The sequence below is a fragment of the Sphingomonas gellani genome (assembly GCF_900110035.1).
GTDB classification, from domain to species: domain Bacteria; phylum Pseudomonadota; class Alphaproteobacteria; order Sphingomonadales; family Sphingomonadaceae; genus Sphingomonas; species Sphingomonas gellani.
In genome coordinates this window covers 129,227-148,097 of the sequence record NZ_FOCF01000004.1, presented here as the reverse complement: position 1 = coordinate 148,097, position 18,871 = coordinate 129,227, and the positions used below count along the sequence as shown (strand labels likewise).

General features: G+C 64.0%; 14 protein-coding genes. 10 read left to right on the top strand and 4 right to left on the bottom strand.

What is annotated here, in order from left to right; translation table 11 throughout:
• Window positions 1-80 precede the first annotated feature (80 nt).
• The gene (locus BMX37_RS09420) at window positions 81-1,226 is read right to left on the bottom strand and encodes an endo-1,4-beta-xylanase (RefSeq protein ID WP_244501502.1); all 1,146 of its coding nucleotides are present in this window, start codon (window positions 1,224-1,226) and stop codon (window positions 81-83) included.
• A 109-nt stretch (window positions 1,227-1,335) separates the two neighbouring features.
• Entirely contained in the window at window positions 1,336-4,860 is a 3,525-nt protein-coding gene (locus BMX37_RS09415) for a TonB-dependent receptor (protein ID WP_342027852.1), read from the bottom strand.
• Between the two features lie 229 nt (window positions 4,861-5,089).
• Between BMX37_RS09415 and BMX37_RS09410 the strand changes: the two genes are divergently transcribed.
• From BMX37_RS09410 to BMX37_RS09390, 5 genes are read left to right on the top strand one after another with little or no spacing between them, the layout of a single operon-like run.
• The gene (locus BMX37_RS09410) at window positions 5,090-6,604 is read left to right on the top strand and encodes a tryptophan halogenase family protein (RefSeq protein WP_093665489.1); all 1,515 of its coding nucleotides are present in this window, start codon (window positions 5,090-5,092) and stop codon (window positions 6,602-6,604) included.
• Window positions 6,605-6,606: 2 nt separating this feature from the next.
• Entirely contained in the window at window positions 6,607-8,094 is a 1,488-nt protein-coding gene (locus BMX37_RS09405; RefSeq protein ID WP_093665651.1) for a tryptophan halogenase family protein, read from the top strand.
• Window positions 8,091-9,695: a tryptophan halogenase family protein gene (locus BMX37_RS09400; RefSeq protein WP_093665488.1), complete on the top strand. Its 1,605-nt coding sequence runs from the start codon at window positions 8,091-8,093 to the stop codon at window positions 9,693-9,695. Before BMX37_RS09405 ends, BMX37_RS09400 begins: the two co-directional genes overlap by 4 nt.
• Entirely contained in the window at window positions 9,692-11,224 is a 1,533-nt protein-coding gene (locus BMX37_RS09395) for a tryptophan halogenase family protein (protein WP_093665487.1), read from the top strand. Before BMX37_RS09400 ends, BMX37_RS09395 begins: the two co-directional genes overlap by 4 nt.
• Window positions 11,221-12,231: a cupin-like domain-containing protein gene (locus BMX37_RS09390; protein WP_093665486.1), complete on the top strand. Its 1,011-nt coding sequence runs from the start codon at window positions 11,221-11,223 to the stop codon at window positions 12,229-12,231. The genes BMX37_RS09395 and BMX37_RS09390 overlap by 4 nt, the downstream gene beginning before the upstream one ends.
• 19 nt (window positions 12,232-12,250) lie before the next feature.
• On the opposite strand, the gene BMX37_RS09385 is transcribed toward BMX37_RS09390, so the two are convergent.
• Together BMX37_RS09385 and BMX37_RS18505 are read right to left on the bottom strand one after the other, a co-directional pair.
• On the bottom strand, window positions 12,251-13,285 hold the full coding sequence (locus tag BMX37_RS09385) for a cupin-like domain-containing protein (protein ID WP_093665485.1): 1,035 nt from the start codon (window positions 13,283-13,285) through the stop codon (window positions 12,251-12,253).
• Between the two features lie 646 nt (window positions 13,286-13,931).
• The gene (locus BMX37_RS18505) at window positions 13,932-14,672 is read right to left on the bottom strand and encodes a hypothetical protein (protein WP_139198064.1); all 741 of its coding nucleotides are present in this window, start codon (window positions 14,670-14,672) and stop codon (window positions 13,932-13,934) included.
• Between the two features lie 405 nt (window positions 14,673-15,077).
• Here BMX37_RS18505 and BMX37_RS09380 point away from each other — a divergent pair, with 405 nt between their 5' ends.
• The 5 genes from BMX37_RS09380 to BMX37_RS09365 all read left to right on the top strand — a co-directional run bounded on the left by BMX37_RS09380 (window position 15,078) and on the right by BMX37_RS09365 (window position 18,830).
• Entirely contained in the window at window positions 15,078-15,656 is a 579-nt protein-coding gene (locus BMX37_RS09380; protein WP_093665484.1) for a recombinase family protein, read from the top strand.
• 936 nt (window positions 15,657-16,592) lie between these two features.
• Entirely contained in the window at window positions 16,593-16,856 is a 264-nt protein-coding gene (locus tag BMX37_RS18500; protein ID WP_139198063.1) for a hypothetical protein, read from the top strand.
• A 22-nt stretch (window positions 16,857-16,878) separates the two neighbouring features.
• On the top strand, window positions 16,879-17,388 hold the full coding sequence (locus BMX37_RS09370) for a hypothetical protein (protein ID WP_093665482.1): 510 nt from the start codon (window positions 16,879-16,881) through the stop codon (window positions 17,386-17,388).
• Between the two features lie 182 nt (window positions 17,389-17,570).
• Window positions 17,571-17,942: a hypothetical protein gene (locus tag BMX37_RS18495; RefSeq protein ID WP_139198062.1), complete on the top strand. Its 372-nt coding sequence runs from the start codon at window positions 17,571-17,573 to the stop codon at window positions 17,940-17,942.
• A 9-nt stretch (window positions 17,943-17,951) separates the two neighbouring features.
• Window positions 17,952-18,830: a hypothetical protein gene (locus BMX37_RS09365; RefSeq protein ID WP_139198061.1), complete on the top strand. Its 879-nt coding sequence runs from the start codon at window positions 17,952-17,954 to the stop codon at window positions 18,828-18,830.
• Window positions 18,831-18,871: the final 41 nt, after the last annotated feature.

Below are 18,871 nucleotides of genomic sequence, written 5' to 3'. Positions count from 1 at the left end.
ATCGGCGTCCGCCAGGCAGGCGGCAGATCGGCATCAGCCGCCGATGTCTCGGCAACTCGGCCGGACAGCTCCACTGCCCGCTAAGGCGCCGATCGCCGCGCGGAACGGCGCGGTGCCGCCGCCAGCGCCGCCGCGACGGCGGCCCGCAGCGGCTTGGCATGGTAGTCGGCATCATAGGGACAGGGCCGACGCGGAGCCTTGTCGGGACGCGGCTCGAACCCCTCGATCCAGCTGAAGCGGTCGGTCAGGCCCCATGCCAGCACGTCGCGGAGTTGCGGCTGCGCCAGCGTTACGTCCAGATAGGCGCGCGCATAGTTCGCCACCGCGCGGTCGCGCGCGACCGGATCGGCAGGCAGGCCGTTGTCGCGCACATCGAATTCGGTGATCAGCAGGCCGTACCCCATGGCGGACACCGCATCCAGGAACCGCCGCCACTCACTCTGATAGGCCAGCACGCTGCCGCGCGTGTCGGGGCCGGCGGTGATGATGTGCGACTGCACCCCCAGCGCATCGACCGGCGTGCCGCGTCGGCGAAATCCTTCCAGCAGGCGAAGCACGCCCGCCCGGTGCGCCGCGTTGCCCGGTTCCCAACTCATATAGTCGTTATAGACCAGCTCGGCGTGGGGCGCCGACGCACGCGCCGTGTGGAAGGCGAGGTCCAGCGTCGCCTCCACGCTGCCCATCGCCTGGCTGAGCGCCGTATCCTCCAGCTTGCCGGTTTCCGGCGTCACCGCCTCGTTCACCACATCGTAGCTGGTGATCCGCCGGCCATAGCGCCGCGTAACGGACTCGACCCGCTCCGTCAGCAGCCGCGCGGCCTCCGTCGCCGGCCGCGCGCCGAAGTCATGCGCCTCCACCCAGCGCGGCATCCACTTGCGGCGATGCCAGACCAGGTTGTGGCCGCGCATGATCATGCGGTTGCGCTCCGCCGTCGACAGCATCCGGTCGAACGCGGCGAAGTCGAGACGATCCGGGGCAGGCTGCATATGCTGCCACTTCATCTCGTTCTCCGCGACAAGCAGCCCGCAATCCGTCCGCAACAAGGCGGCATAGGCGGGATTGTCGAAGGAAGCGCCCTTCGGATTGGAAGACAGGGCGGACCCGAAGCGTAGGCCTTTCGCCCGCGCGATCCTGTCCAATCCCTGCCCGTCTGCCGCCAGGGCGGGAACGGGACACATCGCCGCCGCAGCGAGCATCCCGATGGTCTCACGCCGTGTCGGCATCATATCCGCCCTCCTCCATCATCCGCTCACGCGGGGCCCGTCGCAACGGGTGGAGGGGACGGCACGCAAGCGCCGCCCCCCTTCCCGATGCATGAACCAAGTCGCCCCCCGATCAGTAGTTCGCGCGTAGAATGATCGAGTAACGGCGATCGTTGGTGAAGTAGGATCGCGGCGCGAGGTCGTTCGATCCCGACTTGTACGCCTGCAACAGCTTGGTCGTCGTGTTGGTCAGGTTCACACCCTGGACGCCCAGCTTGATGTACTTGTTCAGGTTGATGAACGCCGATGCGTCAAGCTGCCCGGTCGCGTCGTTGAAGATCGACGTATACGGGAAGATCACGTCCGCCGCAGTGAGCAGGAAGCGCGACCGCCAATTGTACGCCGCACGCAACGAGATCGGCCCCTTTTCGTAGAACACCGTCGCGTTGACGTTGTGCTTTGACAGTCCCTCCAGCGGCAGATTGCCCTTCGCCACCGTCGAGGTCGAGGACGGCGTTCCACCGTTCAGGAACGAGTTCGGCAAGCCAGAGCTCTGGATGAACGTATAGTTGCCGTTGAAGCCCAACCCGCTGAGGAAGCCCGGCAGGAAGTCGAACGTCTGCTGGTACGACGCCTCGAACCCCTTGATCTTGCCCTTGCCATCATAGTTCGCCGGACCACGCGCCAGGATGCTCTGCGTGATGCCGTTGTTGGTCAGCGTGCGGTTGACCAGCGACTGATAGAAGAAGCCATCGACCGTCTTGTAGAAGCCGTCGATCGAAATCTGGCCAACGCGTCCGAAATACCATTCCAGCGTCGCATCGAACTGCCACGCGGTCGCCGGCTTCAGATCGGGGTTGCCCGCGTTGATGGTGACCACGCCCGAACCCGGCTCCAGCGTGTAGGTCACATAGGGCCGGATATTGGCGAAATCCGGACGCGTCAGCACCTTCGACCCTGCCAGGCGGAAGATCAGATCCCGCGACAGGCCGAACTTCAGGTTCGCGCTGGGCAGGAAATAGCCATAGCTGTTCTTGAACGACGCCGGCTGCGACGCGTAGCCATCGACCGCGAAGTTGCGCAGGCGGGTATATTCCGTCTCGCCCAGGTTACAGACGCCGCTGGGCTGGACGGTCTGTTTCGTTCCATCCGGCAACTCGCGCACGGTGGTCACGCACCGCGTCGCATAAAGGTCCTGCACACCCAGGTCGGCGCGGTTGGGCAACGCCGTCGCCGTGCGCGAATAGATGTCGCTGTGGACGTACCGCACGCCCACATTGCCCGACAGGCGGATATTGCCGAACAGCGGGTCGTTGTTGCCGAACTGAAGCATGGCGTAGGCGGCCGTGTCCTCCTGACGGACATTGGCCACTTCCGACGGCAGGAAGTCGGTACCAGCGATCGCTCCTGCCCGCTGTCCTGCGGCCAGGAAGCGGTTGCTCGCCCCGGCGCCGTTGGTGTTCCGCCAGATATCGTTCTGCGCCTGGAAGAAGCTGGTCGCGCCCGAGTAGTTGCCGATCAGGTCGCCATTGTAGAAATAGGCGCTGGGCGGAGCCGCAGTCTTCCCACGGTAAAAGTTATCGAAGCTGTACAGCGAGGACTGGCTGGTATCGCCCTGGTTGAACGTCACCGGCGCGCCCGACCAGATCTCGCTGATCGCGCCCCAATTATAGGCGGTGTAACGCACGTCCTGCGACCGTTCAGCATAGCGCGCGCCGAACTTCACGCGCTGCAGGAAATTGCCGTCGTCGAACTTGTACGCGAAGTCGCCCTTCAGCTGATATTCGGACCCCTTGCTGTGTTCGATATGGTCCATCGCCGCGCGCCAGAACTGGAAGTCGCGGCTCTGGAAATATTGCGAGTCGCTTGCCGCCGCCATCGCGGGGTTCGGCGCCGCCCAGTTGGCGGCCAGCGTCAGGGGCTTGTGCGGGATCACGACCGGCAACTTGCCCGTCAGGTCCAGTTCCTCGTCCGCGAAGGTCGACCCGAAGACGCTCAGGTCGACGACGTCATGCCGCGCATAGGTGTAATCGGCGTCCAGCGCGATCGACCAATGATCGTCCGGATTGATCTTCAGGTTCAGGCCCGCATCCTTGACGAGGTTCTCGTCATAGACCTGCCGCCGCGACAGCGACTGCTGCATGCCGCCGGTCGGGACCGTTGTCGTGGGGGTGCCGCTCGACGCGGTGCGCCAGCCCGATCCCGGCGACGTGATGAAGCCGCTCTGGAACAGGCCACTGTCGTCATAGGCGTAATTGGGGAACGCCCCGCCCGCCGGGTTGTAGCCGTTGCCACGCTGGTCCGTGCCGAACACGAACTGGCCGGAGCCGTTCAACTGACACTCCGCGCGCGTGGTGGCGTTGTTGGCGCCGTTCAGCGGGCCATTGCCGTTCTGCTGGCAACCCGCCGGATAGGTGCTGTACTCGGACAGGTCCGGCGCGGTTTCGAACGTGTGCTCGCCCCAGGCATTGCTGGAATGCGTGCGCAGGAACTGCGCGGTCAGCGTCGTGCGCTCGTCGTTGCTCTGCCATTGCAGCGCCAGCGCCTGGCCATCGCGCTTGCGGTCGTAATCCTGGCTGCGATACTGGCCGCCGATCGGCGCATAGGCCACGCCGAGCGGATCGGCAAAGCCGTCCGCCCCGGCCACGCCGGTGTTGCCGCAAACGTTCGCCGGGTTGGGGAAGGAGTTGCCGCCCACACCCGTCACGTTGCCCGGACGCAGCGTGAAGCTATCGGCGCTGCCCGGAAGCTGGTTACGGCAGGTGACGGTGGTGTTGGTGCCGACGCCGGTGGCCGCCTGGACGCCGTCCCGGGTCTGGAAGTTGGTGACCTGGATGCCATCCGCACGGCTCTTCAGGCGCGAATAGGACCCGTTGACCAGTACACCGATGGTACCGATCCCGGTGTTCCAAGTATCACTGAGCAACAGCGACCCGGTCGGCGCCCACTTCTTCGCGAAGTCGCCGTAATTCGCCTCGATGCCACCACCGACATGGAAGCCTTTGTTGTCGAGCGGCTTGCGCGTGTTCAGGTTGACCGTTCCGGCAAGGCCACCCTCGGTCAGGTCGGCTGTCGCGTTCTTGTAAACCTCGACCGATCCGAGCAGTTCGGACGGCACATCGGCGAAGTTGATCGCCTGCCCACCGATGCCCGCAGAAAAGGTGTCGCGTCCGTTGAATTCGGACCGGACGAAATTCAGGCCGCGGACGTTCACGCCCGACCCTTCGACCGAGAAGTGATCCGGGTCGTTGTTGCCGGCGAAGCGGTTGATCGACACGCCCGGCACGCGTTGCAGCGCCTCCGTCACCGAACGGTCGGGAAGCGCGCCGATGTCCTGCGCGGTGATCGCGTCGACGACCGTGTCGGAATTCCGCTTGATGTTCTGCGCGTTGGCCAGGCTCTGCCGGATGCCGGTCACGACGACGTCGTTGCCGGTATCCTCCTCGGCCGGGGCCTGCGGAGTCGTCTGCTCACCGGGGGTATTGGTGGAGGTGGCGGAGCCGGCGGTATTCTGGCCGCTGACCGCGCCGGTCTGCGCGTAGCTGGGTGCACTCAACGCGAACACGCACATGGCGGTCGCAGAAACACCGAACCGCATCGCCCGCTTGCTCTTCACGGAGTCAGCGGCGCGCGCGTCCAAAATGCCATCGATGGACATCAATCCCCTCCACATGTTTCCAGCACCTTGTCGCGAATGGCCGCGCGGTGCCTTTGCGTGATGATTATGTCCGCCTCGGGCGTATCGCAAGAAAATTTGATCGCGCTAACAACTATTTATTCAACTGCGTCTTGTCGGGCACAGAGCGGCCTAGCCAACCCGCGATCACCTGATATGAACCCGGGGCAGCGCACGGCCACGAAGCCGCGCGCCGAGAGGAAGTGGGCCGATGGCGGAGCCGGATCTGCAGCGTGTCGTGGTGGTCGGGGGCGGCACGTCCGGCTGGATGACCGCCGCCGCGCTCGTCCGCCTGCTGCCGCATCGCTGCCAGGTGCATCTGGTCGAATCGGAGGCGATCGGCATCGTCGGCGTTGGCGAGGCCACGTTGCCGCACATCCGCGCGTTCAACGAACGGCTCGGGATCGCGGAGGCCGAGTTCATGGCCGCCACCCGCGCGACGTTCAAGCTGGGCATCGAGTTTCGCGACTGGGCACGCATCGGGGACAGCTACATCCACCCGTTCGGCACCTTCGGACGCGGCAGCGGCGACGTCCAGTTCCACCATTACTATGCCAGGCTGCTGCACGCGGGCGTACAGATGCCGCCGATCGAGGCGTTCTCGATGGCCTGCACGCTGGCGCGCACGAACCGCTTCGCCTTGCCCTCGAACGACGGGCGCCAGATCACCTCGACCTTCGGCTATGCCTATCAATTCGATGCCGTGGCGTTCGCGCCTTATCTGCGTCGCTTTGCGGAACAACTCGGCGCCGGTCGCACGGAGGGTCGGATCGTCGACGTGCGGCGCGACGGCGAAAGCGGCGATGTCTCCGCGCTGGTCCTGGAGGACGGCCGCACGGTCGAGGGGGACCTGTTCGTCGACTGTTCCGGCTTCGCGTCCCTCCTGATCGGCAAGACATTGGGGGAGCCTTTCCAGGACTGGTCGCGCTGGTTGCCCGCGGACCGCGCGGTGGCGATGCCGTGCCGAACGGCGACGGCCGTGACCCCCTATACCAGCGCGATCGCCATGCCGGCGGGGTGGCGCTGGCGCATCCCGTTGCAGCACCGCACCGGCAATGGATACGTCTTCGCCAGCGATTTCGTGTCGGATCAGCAGGCGATGGACGCGCTGCGCGGTGCGGTCGAGGGTGTCGCGCTGGCCGAACCGCGCGTCCTGCGCTTTAAGGCCGGCCGTCGCGAGCGGAGCTGGGTGAACAACGTCATCGCGGTGGGGCTGTCGGGCGGGTTCCTGGAGCCGCTAGAATCGACCAGCATCTATCTGGTGCAACAGGCGATCACGGCGTTGATCGAGCTGTTCCCCGAACGACACGTCTCGGACGTGGATCGGGACGAGTTCAATCGCATCGTGGACATGGAATATGATCGGGTGCGCGATTTCCTGATCCTGCATTACCACGCCACCCAGCGCGACGATTCCGAGTTCTGGAACTACGTGCGCACCATGCCCATCCCGGACAGCCTGGCCGAGAAGATGGACCTGTTCCGCCGCCGCGGCCGGGTCGTGAAATACCGCGAAGGCGCCTTCCTGGATGCAAGCTGGGTGTCCGTGTATCTGGGTCAGCGTGTGCTGCCCGCCGGCCATGATCCCCGCGCAGAGACGCCAAGTGCCGATAGCCTGATCGCCGGGATGAAGGCGCTGGAGGCGGAGATCCGTGCCGCTGCCGTCGCGATGCCGGACCACCTCGCTTATCTCGACCGCTATTGCCCGATGTCGGCGGCCGCGTGACGATGCTCGACGATCCGCTGCGCAGCGTGGCCGTGGTCGGTGGCGGCATCGTCGCCTGGTCCGCCGCCGTGGCGATCAGGCGTCGCCTGCCCGGTGTGCGGGTGACGCTGGTGGCCACGCCGCCGTCCCCGGATGCGCTGGCCGATCGCATGGCCTGCACCCTGCCCTCCGCCATCGGATTTCACGACGACCTGGGGCTGGGCGAGGATGACGCCGTGGTTCGGGCGGGCAGCGGGTGGCGGCTGGGCACACGGTTCGACGGCTGGGCGCAGGGAAGCCCGCCCTATGTCCATGCCTATGGCGCCTATGGACAGCCGTTCGGCACGGCATCCTTCCACCACCACTGGGTACGCGCAGCGCGTGGTGGCACGGCCGCCCCATTCGACGAACACGCACCGTCCGCCATGCTCGCCCGCGCGGGACGCATCGCGCCGCCGGACATGGAGCCGGGTTCGCCATTCGCAGGGGTGCAGGCCGGGTTGGTGCTCGACCTCCCGCGTTACGAGCAGATGCTGCGCGCGTTCGGTCGCCACCTCGGGCTGGAGGTACGCGATGGCGAAGTGAGAGAGGTGCGGCTGAGAGGCGCGGACGGTTTCATCGACGCCCTCCTGCTGGGCGACGGCGGCATGGTAGAGGCCGACCTGTTCGTCGACGCGACCGGGCCGACCGCGACCTTGCGCACCGCCATCGACGCCGAGTGGGAAGACTGGAGCGCGTGGCTGCGCTGCGACCGCATCATGCAGGCAGAGGTGCCCGCCGGGGCCGTGTCGCCGCTCGACCATGTCACGGCGCTGGCCGCGGGGTGGCAGTGGCGGGTCGACGCACCGGGGCGGGTTCTGCACGGCATCTGCTATGCCAGCGCCGACCTTGGCGATGCGGAAGCGGCCGATCGTCTGACCGAGGCGGGCGGAGTCTCGACGGCGGAAACGATATGCTTTCGGCAGGGCACGCGCACCGATCCATGGGTACGGAACTGCGTCGCGATCGGCGATGCGGCGACGGTGATCGAGCCGCTGGAATGGACCAACCTCCACCTCGCCCACAGCGCGATCGACCGGATCATCGCGATGATGCCGGGCCGCGCCTGTCATCCGCTGGAGACTGCGGACTATAATCGACAGACCCAGGCCGAAACCACGCGCGTCCGCGACTTCGTCCTGTGCCATTATGCCGTCGCGCGGCGGCCGGAGCCGTTCTGGCAGATCGCCGCCGATCTGCCGCCCAGCCTAGAGCGGACCCTTCGCCTGTTCGCGGAACGGGGTCGCCTGCCCTTCTTCGAGGAGGAGACCTTTACCCGCGACAGCTGGCTGGCCGTTCTGCTCGGCCAGGGCATGCTGCCGCGACAGGTGGACCCGCTGATCGACGGCACGCCGCCCGACCGGTCCGACGCCGCCATGGCCGCATACCGCGCAGCCATCGCGCGGTCGGTCGCCCACTTCCCCACTGCCGCTGACCATATGGCGGCCCAATCGAGACGAATTGTTCGATGAACGAGCACACCATCCGCAACGTGGTCATTGTCGGCGGGGGCACTGCCGGCTGGATGGCCGCCGCTGCCCTTTCCCGGTTCCTCAACAACGGCGTGACGCGCATCACCCTGGTCGAATCGGAGGAGATCGCCACGGTCGGCGTCGGAGAGGCGACTATCCCCCCGCTCCTCACCTTCAACCGCATGCTTGGCATCGACGAGAACCAGTTCATCCGGGAAACCGGCGGCACGTACAAGCTTGGCATCGAGTTCGCCGGATGGGGCGATATCGGCGAACGCTATTTCCACCCGTTCGGCGCGCATGGCCACGACCTGGGCGGCGTGCACTTCCACCAGCTCTACCTGCGCGAACGCAGGCGGCGAGTGATGCAGGACATCTCCGCCTGGTCGATGAGCGCGGTCGCGGCACAGGCCGGCAAGTTCGCCCGCCCGGCCGAGGGGGCGCAGTCGGCGGTCAAGGAGCTGATGTACGCGTACCATTTCGACGCCGGGCTCTATGCGCGTTTCCTGCGGCGCTATGCCGAGGACAATGGCGTGCAGCGGATCGAGGGCAAGGTCGTCGACGTGACCGTGCGGCCCGACGACGGCCATGTCACCGCCGTGACGCTGGAGGGCGGCCGGTCCGTCGAGGGCGAGTTGTTCATCGACTGCTCCGGGTTCCGCGGCCTGCTGATCGAGGAAGCGCTCGCCACGGGGTACGAGGATTGGCGACACTGGCTGCCCTGCGACCGGGCGGTCGCAGTGCCCAGCCGGTATCATGGCGACCCGGACCCGTTCACCCGCGCGACCGCACGTGGTGCCGGCTGGCAATGGCGCATTCCCCTGCAACACCGGATGGGCAACGGCCTGGTCTATTGCAGCGAATTCATGACGGCCGATGCGGCGGAGCGCGAGTTGCTCGGCAATCTGGAGGGGGAGCCGATCGCCGACCCGCGCCATCTGTCCTTCACGACCGGACGGCGCAAGCTGGCGTGGAACCGCAACGTCGTCGCGCTCGGCCTGTCGTCCGGTTTTGTGGAACCGCTGGAGTCGACGTCGATCCACCTGATCCAGTCGGGTATCGCCCGGCTGGTCGCGCTGTTCCCCGACCGTCGCTTCAACCCGGTCGAGCGCGACGAATACAACCGTCAGATGCGCGACCTGTACGAGGACGTGCGCGATTTCGTGATCCTGCATTACAAGGCGACACGAAGGACGGACACGCCGTTCTGGGACCGGTGCCGCACCATGTCGGTGCCCGACAGCCTGCAACGCAAGATCGACCTGTTCCGGGCGAAGGGGCGCATCTTCCGCGACGCGGCGGAACTGTTCGCGACGACCAGCTGGGTGTCGGTCTGCCTGGGCCAGCACGTCGTGCCGGAGGAGCACGAGCCCGCCGCCGACGCGCTGGACGAGGACAAGGTCGCCGCCGCGATGGAACAGATGCGGCAGGGCTATCTGCAGGTGGAGGCGCAACTGCCCGGACATGGCGACTTCCTGCGCCATACCGGCGCGGGCCCGGCCAACGCACCGCAACCGGCCCCTACGCCCGTGCCAGCGGGGGAGCCGCAATTCTCCTTCGCGTCCGAGACTCCGTTCAACTTCTCGGCCACGCCGCTGTGAGACGGGATGCCATCCGCCGTGTCGTGATCGTGGGCGGCGGCACGGCGGGATGGATGGCCGCCGCCGCGATCTCCCGCGTGCTGGGCGAGATGCCCGGCCTGTCCATCGAGCTCGTCGAATCCGAAGAGATCGGCACCGTGGGCGTCGGCGAGGCGACCATTCCCCAGATCGTCCTCTTCAACCAGATGCTCGGCATCGACGAAGCGGAGTTCGTGCGCGAAACACGCGCGACGTACAAGCTGGGCATCGAGTTCGTCGACTGGCTGAGGCCGGGGCACCGCTACGTCCACCCCTTCGGCTTTTACGGCCTCGACATGAAGGGGATCGAGTTCCACCATTTCTGGCTCAAGGGCCAGGCGCTGGGACAGCACGCGCCGCTCGACGATTATTCGTTGTGCATCGTCGGGGGGCTGCAAGGGCGGTTCGCGCATCCCCGGCCCGATCAGCCCGGCTCGCCCCTGTCCAAGATCGGATACGCGTTCCAGTTCGATGCCGGCCTCTACGCACGGTTCCTGCGGCGCCGGGCGGAGGGCCATGGCGTGGTCCGGACCGAGGGGCGCATCGTCGATGTCGAGCGCGATGGGACCACGGGTCATGTCGCCGCCGTGCTGCTGCAATCCGGACAGCGGGTGGAAGGCGATCTGTTCCTCGACTGTTCGGGCTTCAAGGGCCTGTTGATCGAGGGCGCGATGGAGGCCGGGTTCGAGGATTGGACACGCTGGCTGCCCTGCGACCGTGCCGTGGCGGTGCCGTGCGAGAATGGCGGCGACCGCCAGCCGCTGACCCGATCGACCGCGCGCGGAGCGGGCTGGCAATGGCGCATTCCGTTGCAGCACCGGATCGGCAACGGTTACGTCTACGCGTCCCAGCATATCTCCGACGACGAGGCCACGGCCACGCTGCTCGTCCATCTGGACGGCACGCCGCTCGCGGAGCCACGTCAGCTGCGTTTCACGGCGGGTCATCGCCGCAGCGCCTGGGTCGGCAACGTCGTCGCCCTGGGCCTGGCCGGTGGCTTCCTGGAGCCGCTGGAATCGACCAGCATCCACCTGGTCCAGTCCGCCATCGCCCGCCTGCTGACCTATTGGCCGAACCGCCGTTTCGACCAGCGGGAGATCGACCGGTTCAACGCCGCGCATGTCGCCGATTACGTCGACATCCGCGACTTCCTGCTGCTGCATTACCGCGCCACGGAGCGGGACGACACGCCGTTCTGGACCTATTGCCGAACGCTGGAGCCGCCGCCCGGGCTGGCCGAAAAGCTTGCCATCTTCCGCGCCAATGGCCGCATCTTCCGCAACCATGACGAGCTGTTCACGGAGACGAGCTGGCTGTCGGTCATGGTCGGACAGGGCGTGCTGCCCGGCGACTATCATCCCGCCGCGGACCTGCTGTCGGATGACGAGACGCTGTCCCGCCTCCACCACATCCGCCAGGTGGTGGCCGACACGGCATCCATCATGCCGATGCAGGACGATTATCTCGGCCAGATAGGCTGCACCCTTCATCATGCCGGCATCAGGTCATGACCTACGCACCCATCGCAGAGATCGCGAACATCGACCGCCGCGCCTTCGAGCAGGAGGTGCGCCCCGCCGCGCAGCCGGTGGTGCTGCGCGGCTTCGCGGCCGGCTGGCCGGCGGTGCAGGCGGCGCGCCAGTCCATCGACAGCGCGATCGCCTATCTCAAGCGCTTCAGCCACGATCGCCCGGTATCGGCCATTCTGGGCGAGCCGGAGATCAAGGGCCGCTTCTTCTACAATGACGACCTGACGGGCTTCAATTTCGTGCGCGGCCAGTCTCCGCTCGTGCCGTTCCTCGACCGTCTGCTGCGCGACCGGGATCACGCGCGCCCTTATGCCATGGCGGTCCAGTCCGTCCCGCTGCCCGAGCTTCTGCCCGGCTTCGCGGAGCAGAACGCGACCGACCTGCTACCGCCATCGGTGGTGCCGCGCATGTGGCTGGGCAATGCGATCCGCGTCGCCACGCATTACGACCTGATGGAAAATATCGGCGTGGTCGTCGTCGGGCGGCGGCGATTCACGCTGTTTCCGCCCGAGCAGATTGCGAACCTGTACATGGGGCCGCTGGAACTGACGCCGGCGGGAACCCCGATCAGCCTGGTCGATCCCGACGAACCCGATCTGGACCGCTTCCCCTTGTTCGCGAAAGCGGCGGAGGTCGGCCGGTCCGCCACGCTGGAGCAGGGCGACGCGATCTACATACCCTTTCACTGGTGGCATGCCGTGGAGTCGCTCGACCCGGTCAACGCCTTCATGAACTATTGGTGGAACCCGGCGCCGTCCGGCATGGGCAATCCGTACGACGCGCTGCTCCACGCGCTGGTCGCGATCGGCTCGCTGCCTGACGATCAGCGCGAGGCGTATCGATCCGTGTTCGATCACCTCGTCTTCCGGAGCAACGGCGATCCCGTCGCGCATCTGCCGGCGGACGCGAAGGGGGTTTTGGGCACGCCGGACCGCACCACGGCGGCACGGATGCGCGCGACGCTGGTCGACAGCTTCACCCGATCCTGAAGCGCATGTCGCAGGGCGCCTAGACCTGCCCGCCCAGCATCCTGATGAGGAAGGCGCGCAGCCGCTCGGTCCGCTGCCGGCTCGCGCTGCCTAATATGCCCCGCGCGCTGTCCGGCAGGTGCGCGGCGACGTTGCCGGTGTCGTCGCCAAAGACATAATGGTCGAACCAGGCCCGCCACGCCGCCTTTTCGGGCGCGGGCAGGTCGCGGATGCTCATCAGCGCGTGCACCAATGCACCGAAGGGGGAAGTCGTCGCCTCCGTGCTCCACCAATAGTTCACCAGCACGTTCAGCCGGTCGAACGCACGCACGTGATGCCACCAGATCGCCGGCACGAAGATCGCGTCGCCAGGCTCCAGCTCCGCGACCTGCGCATGCCGTAACGCCTCCTTGAAGCGCGGATAGCGCGTCAGGTCGGGCGCGTCGGGGTCGACCATGCTGGACGGCGGCCCCGCCATCGTCTGATCCAGCGGGCCGATATACAGGTTGGCGAGCTGGTCCGGCGGAAACAGAAGGAATCGCCGGCGCCCGTGCACGACACAGGCGATGTTGCTCGACTGGTCGTAATGGGTCGCGACCCGCGTGGCGTTGCCGATCCACAGGCGCGCCGGCGCATCGCCGGTCGGCAGGTTCAGCGCGTTGTCGCGGTCCCACCCCGGCAGGTGCTCCGGCGCGGTCGCCGCATTGGCGTACAGCGCGTGCGGCTGCGCCACATCCTGTTCGGCGAAGCGCAGCAACTCGCCCAGCAATTGGCCGAGCGGCACCTGCTGGCGATGGAAATTGAAGCCGGACAGGTCGCTGTTGTAGAAAAAACGGCCCTCGATCTCGGGCGCGCCGATCATCACATCCAGCGGCCGTCCGCCGCCGAAGCCCGCAAGATATTCGGCCATCGCGCGGTCCCCGCCCCGACCGGCTTGCACCGCCGCCCAATGCCGGACCTGTCCCCGCAGGACGACCGGCCGATAGTCGGGCGCAACCTCGCGCGCGAAGGTGTCGGGGTCCACGGCGGGGCGCTCCACCACGCGATCGAGGTTGACGAGGGGATCATGCGCCATGGCTGGCGGTTCTAGGCCATCCGCCGGGCGTTCACCATCCGCCGGGGTCATACGATTTACGTCGCGGCGCATTGCGGCGGCCGAAACGAGAGCCGCGCGCCGGTTCATAGCGTTGGGTCACCTCGCACCCTCGCAGCGTAAGCTTCCTAGCGGTGGATGAAGACGATCAACGAGCGTCGTGAAAGACTGCGTCTATGTCCCGGGTGCTATAGGCGCTTTTCACAAACTCTCGCGCGCTTAGCGTCCTTTTCAGCACCAGAGCGCTCAGCTTTTCATCTTAAGAGGCGATCGGTAAGCGTAGCGGCCAGCCCATCGGACAAAAGAATGAGACGGCTAAGAGTGTATGCTGCGCCACGCACCGCGTCACATTCGGCGTGCATGCTGCGAGAGCATCGGCTTGGCCGGCAGTCCAGATCAGCGTGGACAATATTGGTAAGCGAGGCTTCCCGCACCCTGACCTCAAGCCGCAGCAGAAGCGCGAGACTTCCTACGCTTGGAGAAACCTCTCACCAGCATCATATGCTTGAGAGGGGAACCCGACCTATAGCAGGTTCAGGACGGAATGGTGGAGCCGAGGGGGATCGGCTCGCAAACTCGTAAGCATTGACAAACAAAGGATATTCTCCTGAGCGTCGGAACCATTGTATTAGGCTTTTGTACTATCCGAGGCAAGCCCATCATCCCCGTAATAATCTCGCAAATGGTGGTAGGCCGTAAGGATGTCCCGATTGAGGTACACTCGATTTGGGCCGAAAAAGACAGCAACCTCGTCAGGAAACGGACATCCAAGCTGAACCCCGTCGATCATCGCTCCTGCGTCTGGACCGCGAGATATCCCATATCGTACCCGTGAAGGACCGACTTGCACCTTTTTCGAGGTTACATGACAAGCCGCGTCGCGGGCTGACGGAATGACGTCGAGCAAGTTCGTATCGCCTCTCTCATCGGAGATTGTAGTAGGCATACCGGCAACTCTCGCCTTGTAGAGAAGATCTTTTAGGTGAATTAGGACGCTGGTAATAGCACTTCGGAACAGCGGATCGCGATAACGATCCGGGCGCAGTATGCCGGTATCAGCTATTTGGCGAACCTCGCTTAAAGACCCAGCTATCTGACCAGCCTCATCCCAGTCGTCTCTATGGGTACGGGGAGGATTGCCCGCTATCTTCTCTCCGCGTAATAGAGATAAGACATCGACTCCACGAAAGGTACAATCGTTTGTCCAGACGAAGGCATCTATAATTTCTTCTTCAGTTAATCTTGATAAGGACTCTTTCGCCTCGACGAACGTAGCGTCGCTAAGCGGTATTATACGAAACAATCCGCCAAATTCATCTGGCACTTTTCGATAAGCCTTAGCCCTCACTTCGTCGGCAGGCAGCTTCATTTGTCTCTCCCCCGAATGCAACGGCCACCTTATGCACACGGCCTTCCATGTCGAGTCGCAAACGGCACTAATCCGCCTACGGCCTGAAAATGGTAGAGATTTGCGAGAGGGTCTCTTCCGATAGAACCTAAGGCGATCTCCCCCATAGCCGCCCCTCCCCAATCACGATTATGACACGCCTGCCCGACCTGCATTATCGCGCGTGGTTCTCCATCCCTGCATGGCGTGTCACTACTGCCAAGCCCCAGCCCAGCCGGATCGATGGCGGGACTACGGCGCTTGCTGACAGCGTGTATTGATATCGACCGGTTACGATACAAGCTGGATCATTGTATCGGAATATAGGTTGACATGGAATCGATACGCTTCACATAGCGATGCACGTTACCGATACAGGAGGCCGGAATGGCTCGCACTTTTGCTTACTGTCGCGTCAGCACTGCCGATCAGACGACGGACAATCAGGTTCGGGAGATTGAAGGCGCTGGCTTCACGGTCGATGCCAAGCGTATCGTAGCTGAGACGGTATCAGGTTCCGTTGCCTCTATGGAACGCAAGGGCTTCGCCAAGCTGGTAGATCGATTGGAAGCCGGTGATATTCTGATCGTGACCAAGCTCGATCGGTTAGGCCGCAATGCGATGGACGTTCGCAGCACCGTCGATAGCCTCGCCAAAGAGGGGGTGAAGGTTCATTGTCTCGCCCTCGGCGGCGTCGATCTGACTAGTCCCGCTGGCAAGATGACCATGGGCGTTATCGCTGCCGTCGCTGAGTTTGAACGGGACCTGCTAGTAGAGCGGACGCAAGCCGGTCTGACCCGTGCGAAAGCCGAGGGAAAAACGCTTGGCAGGCCATCGGCGCTCACTGCCGAGCAGCAGGCCACGATCCGCCAGCGCCGTAGCGAGGGAGTTTCCCTTGGCGCTCTCGCTACCGAGTACGATGTATCCCGCGCTGCCATTCAACGGGTCGAGAAGCGGGCGGCTTGAAGGCCCGCGTATGCGCCCGGAAACGGCCCGCCAGAATTGATATGGAAGGCGTCGGGTACTCACCCTGCCCGATCACCGGGAAGGCGCTGTACGGGGCTTATTCTTGCACCGGACGAAGCCGGAAACATTTCGGACCCCTCTGGCACAACTCGTCCATCGTTTCAGGACCGTATAGCAATAGCAATCATCGCCCTCACGCCCGGTCCTTTCTAGTACCGTATTGCAATATTATCCATTCATTATCGCTAGCGTCCGTTTAGCCGGAGCAGGTCTGACAGTACCTAACTGTAGATACCATAGGGCCGCAAGGCCTAGCTTTAGAGCGATGGGCTGTGACGACTATCTTTAGTTGGCACAGGGTATCGGACGCCGGCAATACAAGCCACGCTTAATCATACTCAGGATCATGCGGCTGTTTTGCTCTCCCATAGTGCCAGAACGAATTAAACAATTCGGATATCTATCTGGCCCGGGGGGACGCCGGATACAGCCAACAACTTACCATATCTAGGATCATACTATACCAGTATAGATCATGGGTACTCTACGGCCACAATCAATGCAATCCATGCACAATCCTACAGCTTTCAGATTAGTCCAGCTATGAACCTGTCGATTATGGCTTTCTCGATAGAGATATAGCTAGGCTAATCTGAGAGGTGTAAGAACGTCGAGCCTACAAGGTTCCGTTCCGTGGTTAGCTATGTCGACGATATGCTAACCGCCTCTCTCCATACGCATTGCTCATTAAACCAATGAAGCCCATCGGCCCTGAGCAATTGCTAGCCTGCTGACTGTAGCATTGCCCGTAGTTGGCAGTCGGCAGGCGTACCACTTCCATAGTCACAATACCCTTGTCCCGTTTTGCTTACGTGCAAGCGGGCGATCTTTCTGTAACATTTGACAATATTACTCCCTCCTTTCGAAGGATAACCCATGTCCGCTACCCATGTTGACGTTACCCGCCTGAACGATCCCCGCATTGCTGCTCATGTCGGGCAGGTTGATGGCCGTATCCGTAGCGGCTTCCGCCTCGCCCTCGACGTGCTGAACATTCCACTGCCCGAATATGCAGTCCGTAAGCCCGCTGGCCGACCATCTATCGCCAAGCTGATGGCCGCTGCTGATGCCGATACCGGAACTATCCATAACTATCGCGATGAAAAGCTAGGCGTCGGCGCTTTCGCTCCCCGTCGCTAATCCACCCATACAAGGAAAAGCCATGACCAACTCTGAAACCCTTGCTGCTATTGCCACTGAGATTGAAAGTCTTGGCGCCGACTTGCTGAAGGTAAATTCGACTATAGACTTAATCGGCAAGCCTGCCATTGATGCGGCTAACAAGCTCGACCGGGCATTGAAGGATGCGAAGGAACGGTTCGCTACCGCGCTTGCTGACGAACAGGTAGAGGCCCGCAATCTACGGCTTGCCCGCTTCTCAGATATCCGCGTCGAGGTTCGGCCCGGCGAAAGCCTGATCGATACGGCATTCAGCATTCACTACATGCAAGACGCATGGGATATGTCCGTGAACGCGACCATTCCCAAGCCGCATTCCTGCAATGGTTTCGCTGCCCTTGCCGATGATGCTTACGAGTATCTGGTTACGAAGAAACCGGAAGCTATCCCGGCTGAGATTATGGCGCTGGCACCCGGCAAGCCGCAGGAAGCGTTCGCGATCTACTTGCAAGGAAAGGCCCGTGGGTTCTTCAAGGGCGCTGTTGCAGCGTAATGTCTGATCCGCATGACTGGGGAACGGGAGAGGCACCAAAGCCTAGCCGTTCATTCCCAGCCAATTACAGGCCACGTTGGCACGTTGAACCGCGTACGTTTGATGACCTGTTGCTGAGGGCAGGCCCATACGCCGCCGCTACCAAAGCCTTTGTCGAATGGGGAGCGGTCACTGCATGGCACATGAGCGGCAAGGCCGATGCAGCCCTAGCCGCCGCCTTCATCCCCGGTGAAGCTGCCAGCCTGTCCGCGCTGCTAGTCCGCGCCGCAGAGGAACGGGAGGCAGGATGGCCTAGCCTTGGGGGCCGTCTGGTATCGCCTGCACTCTACGACCTGCCAGACGATGCGCAACGCATAGCCCGCCGCATGGCCGGTGACATTCGGGCGCTGTGGGAGACGGCGGGCCGTCCGCATTTCGATACACCCCGTTTCAAGGACGCTTACCGCTGGCTGGTCGCTTGCGTCCGCTCAGGGTCGATCCCGCCCGTCCTGACGATTGGCGAGGTTCCGCCGCTCCCGGCTCCCGCCCCGTCCAAGTTCACTCGCAATTCCTAAGGAAATCACATGACCGCTCTAACTCCCCGTCAGGCCATCAAGGTCAAGGCGGCTCTTTCGCTGATCGCTGTACACGGTCACAATCCCCGCACTGTACAGCAGGCAGCTACGGCTGAATTGGCGAAGGGCTATCCTGCCAACATCGCCTACAAGAATGCCATTGACGGCTTCATTGCGCGTGTCCCTGCAATGGGAAACACTCTGCATCTTGCCGTTGATCTGATCCACAACAGCGATGAAGCCACGGTTGCACTCTATGACAAGGTGCTGACGGACTACAATAACAGCGGTGATGAAAGCCATCTCGACAGCCTCGCTCCCATGATCCTTGAGGATGCGAAAGCGCTGGCGATCAGCAAGGGCGAAGTGACCGAGGCCGATGCCGCCAACTGGACCATTGACGATGCCCTAGGCAGCACGTCCGAAGCCTACGCCGCAACGCCCGATGTTCCCGACGCCACCACCCTCGCACCGGGGCAGACGGCAAATAGCTCGTTCGCCTTCAACGGCCTTCCCAGCCCCGCCGCACAGGCTCCCGCAGCGCCCGCTCCGGTAGCGTCCACGTCCCCGCGAGGGGCGGGGCCGCAGCCGCCTCAGGCACCGGCGACGGGTCCACAGTGGGTCATGGGTCCAACCGGCTATACCCTCGTCAATCAGGCTCCCAGCGGCCCACAGGCAGGGCGGAGCATGACCGGCTATGATCCCCACCGGGGCGGGCAGGACGCCACCGGCATTCGGGTCGCTCAGACCGGGGAAGCTGCCCGACGCTCCCACGGCACGCCGGTAGGAGACTTGGGCTATATGCAGACGGCAACCGGCATCCGCATCGCACCGACCGGAGAGGCGGCGCGCCGTGAGGCTGGCGTCCCGCTCGGCTATGATGCCTAACAGGCACCCCGTCTAATTTGCCGCAGGAGAGCCGCTGAGAG

Coding starts and splice junctions, on each gene's coding strand:
- BMX37_RS09400 (WP_093665488.1), top strand. CDS start 8,091: ATGAACGAGCACACCATCCGCAACGTGGTCATTGTCGGCGGGGGCACT.
- BMX37_RS18500 (WP_139198063.1), top strand. CDS start 16,593: ATGTCCGCTACCCATGTTGACGTTACCCGCCTGAACGATCCCCGCATT.
- BMX37_RS09390 (WP_093665486.1), top strand. CDS start 11,221: ATGACCTACGCACCCATCGCAGAGATCGCGAACATCGACCGCCGCGCC.
- BMX37_RS09385 (WP_093665485.1), bottom strand. CDS start 13,285: ATGGCGCATGATCCCCTCGTCAACCTCGATCGCGTGGTGGAGCGCCCC.
- BMX37_RS18505 (WP_139198064.1), bottom strand. CDS start 14,672: ATGAAGCTGCCTGCCGACGAAGTGAGGGCTAAGGCTTATCGAAAAGTG.
- BMX37_RS09370 (WP_093665482.1), top strand. CDS start 16,879: ATGACCAACTCTGAAACCCTTGCTGCTATTGCCACTGAGATTGAAAGT.
- BMX37_RS09365 (WP_139198061.1), top strand. CDS start 17,952: ATGACCGCTCTAACTCCCCGTCAGGCCATCAAGGTCAAGGCGGCTCTT.
- BMX37_RS09380 (WP_093665484.1), top strand. CDS start 15,078: ATGGCTCGCACTTTTGCTTACTGTCGCGTCAGCACTGCCGATCAGACG.
- BMX37_RS09405 (WP_093665651.1), top strand. CDS start 6,607: ATGCTCGACGATCCGCTGCGCAGCGTGGCCGTGGTCGGTGGCGGCATC.
- BMX37_RS09410 (WP_093665489.1), top strand. CDS start 5,090: ATGGCGGAGCCGGATCTGCAGCGTGTCGTGGTGGTCGGGGGCGGCACG.
- BMX37_RS09420 (WP_244501502.1), bottom strand. CDS start 1,226: ATGATGCCGACACGGCGTGAGACCATCGGGATGCTCGCTGCGGCGGCG.
- BMX37_RS18495 (WP_139198062.1), top strand. CDS start 17,571: ATGAGCGGCAAGGCCGATGCAGCCCTAGCCGCCGCCTTCATCCCCGGT.
- BMX37_RS09415 (WP_342027852.1), bottom strand. CDS start 4,860: ATGTCCATCGATGGCATTTTGGACGCGCGCGCCGCTGACTCCGTGAAG.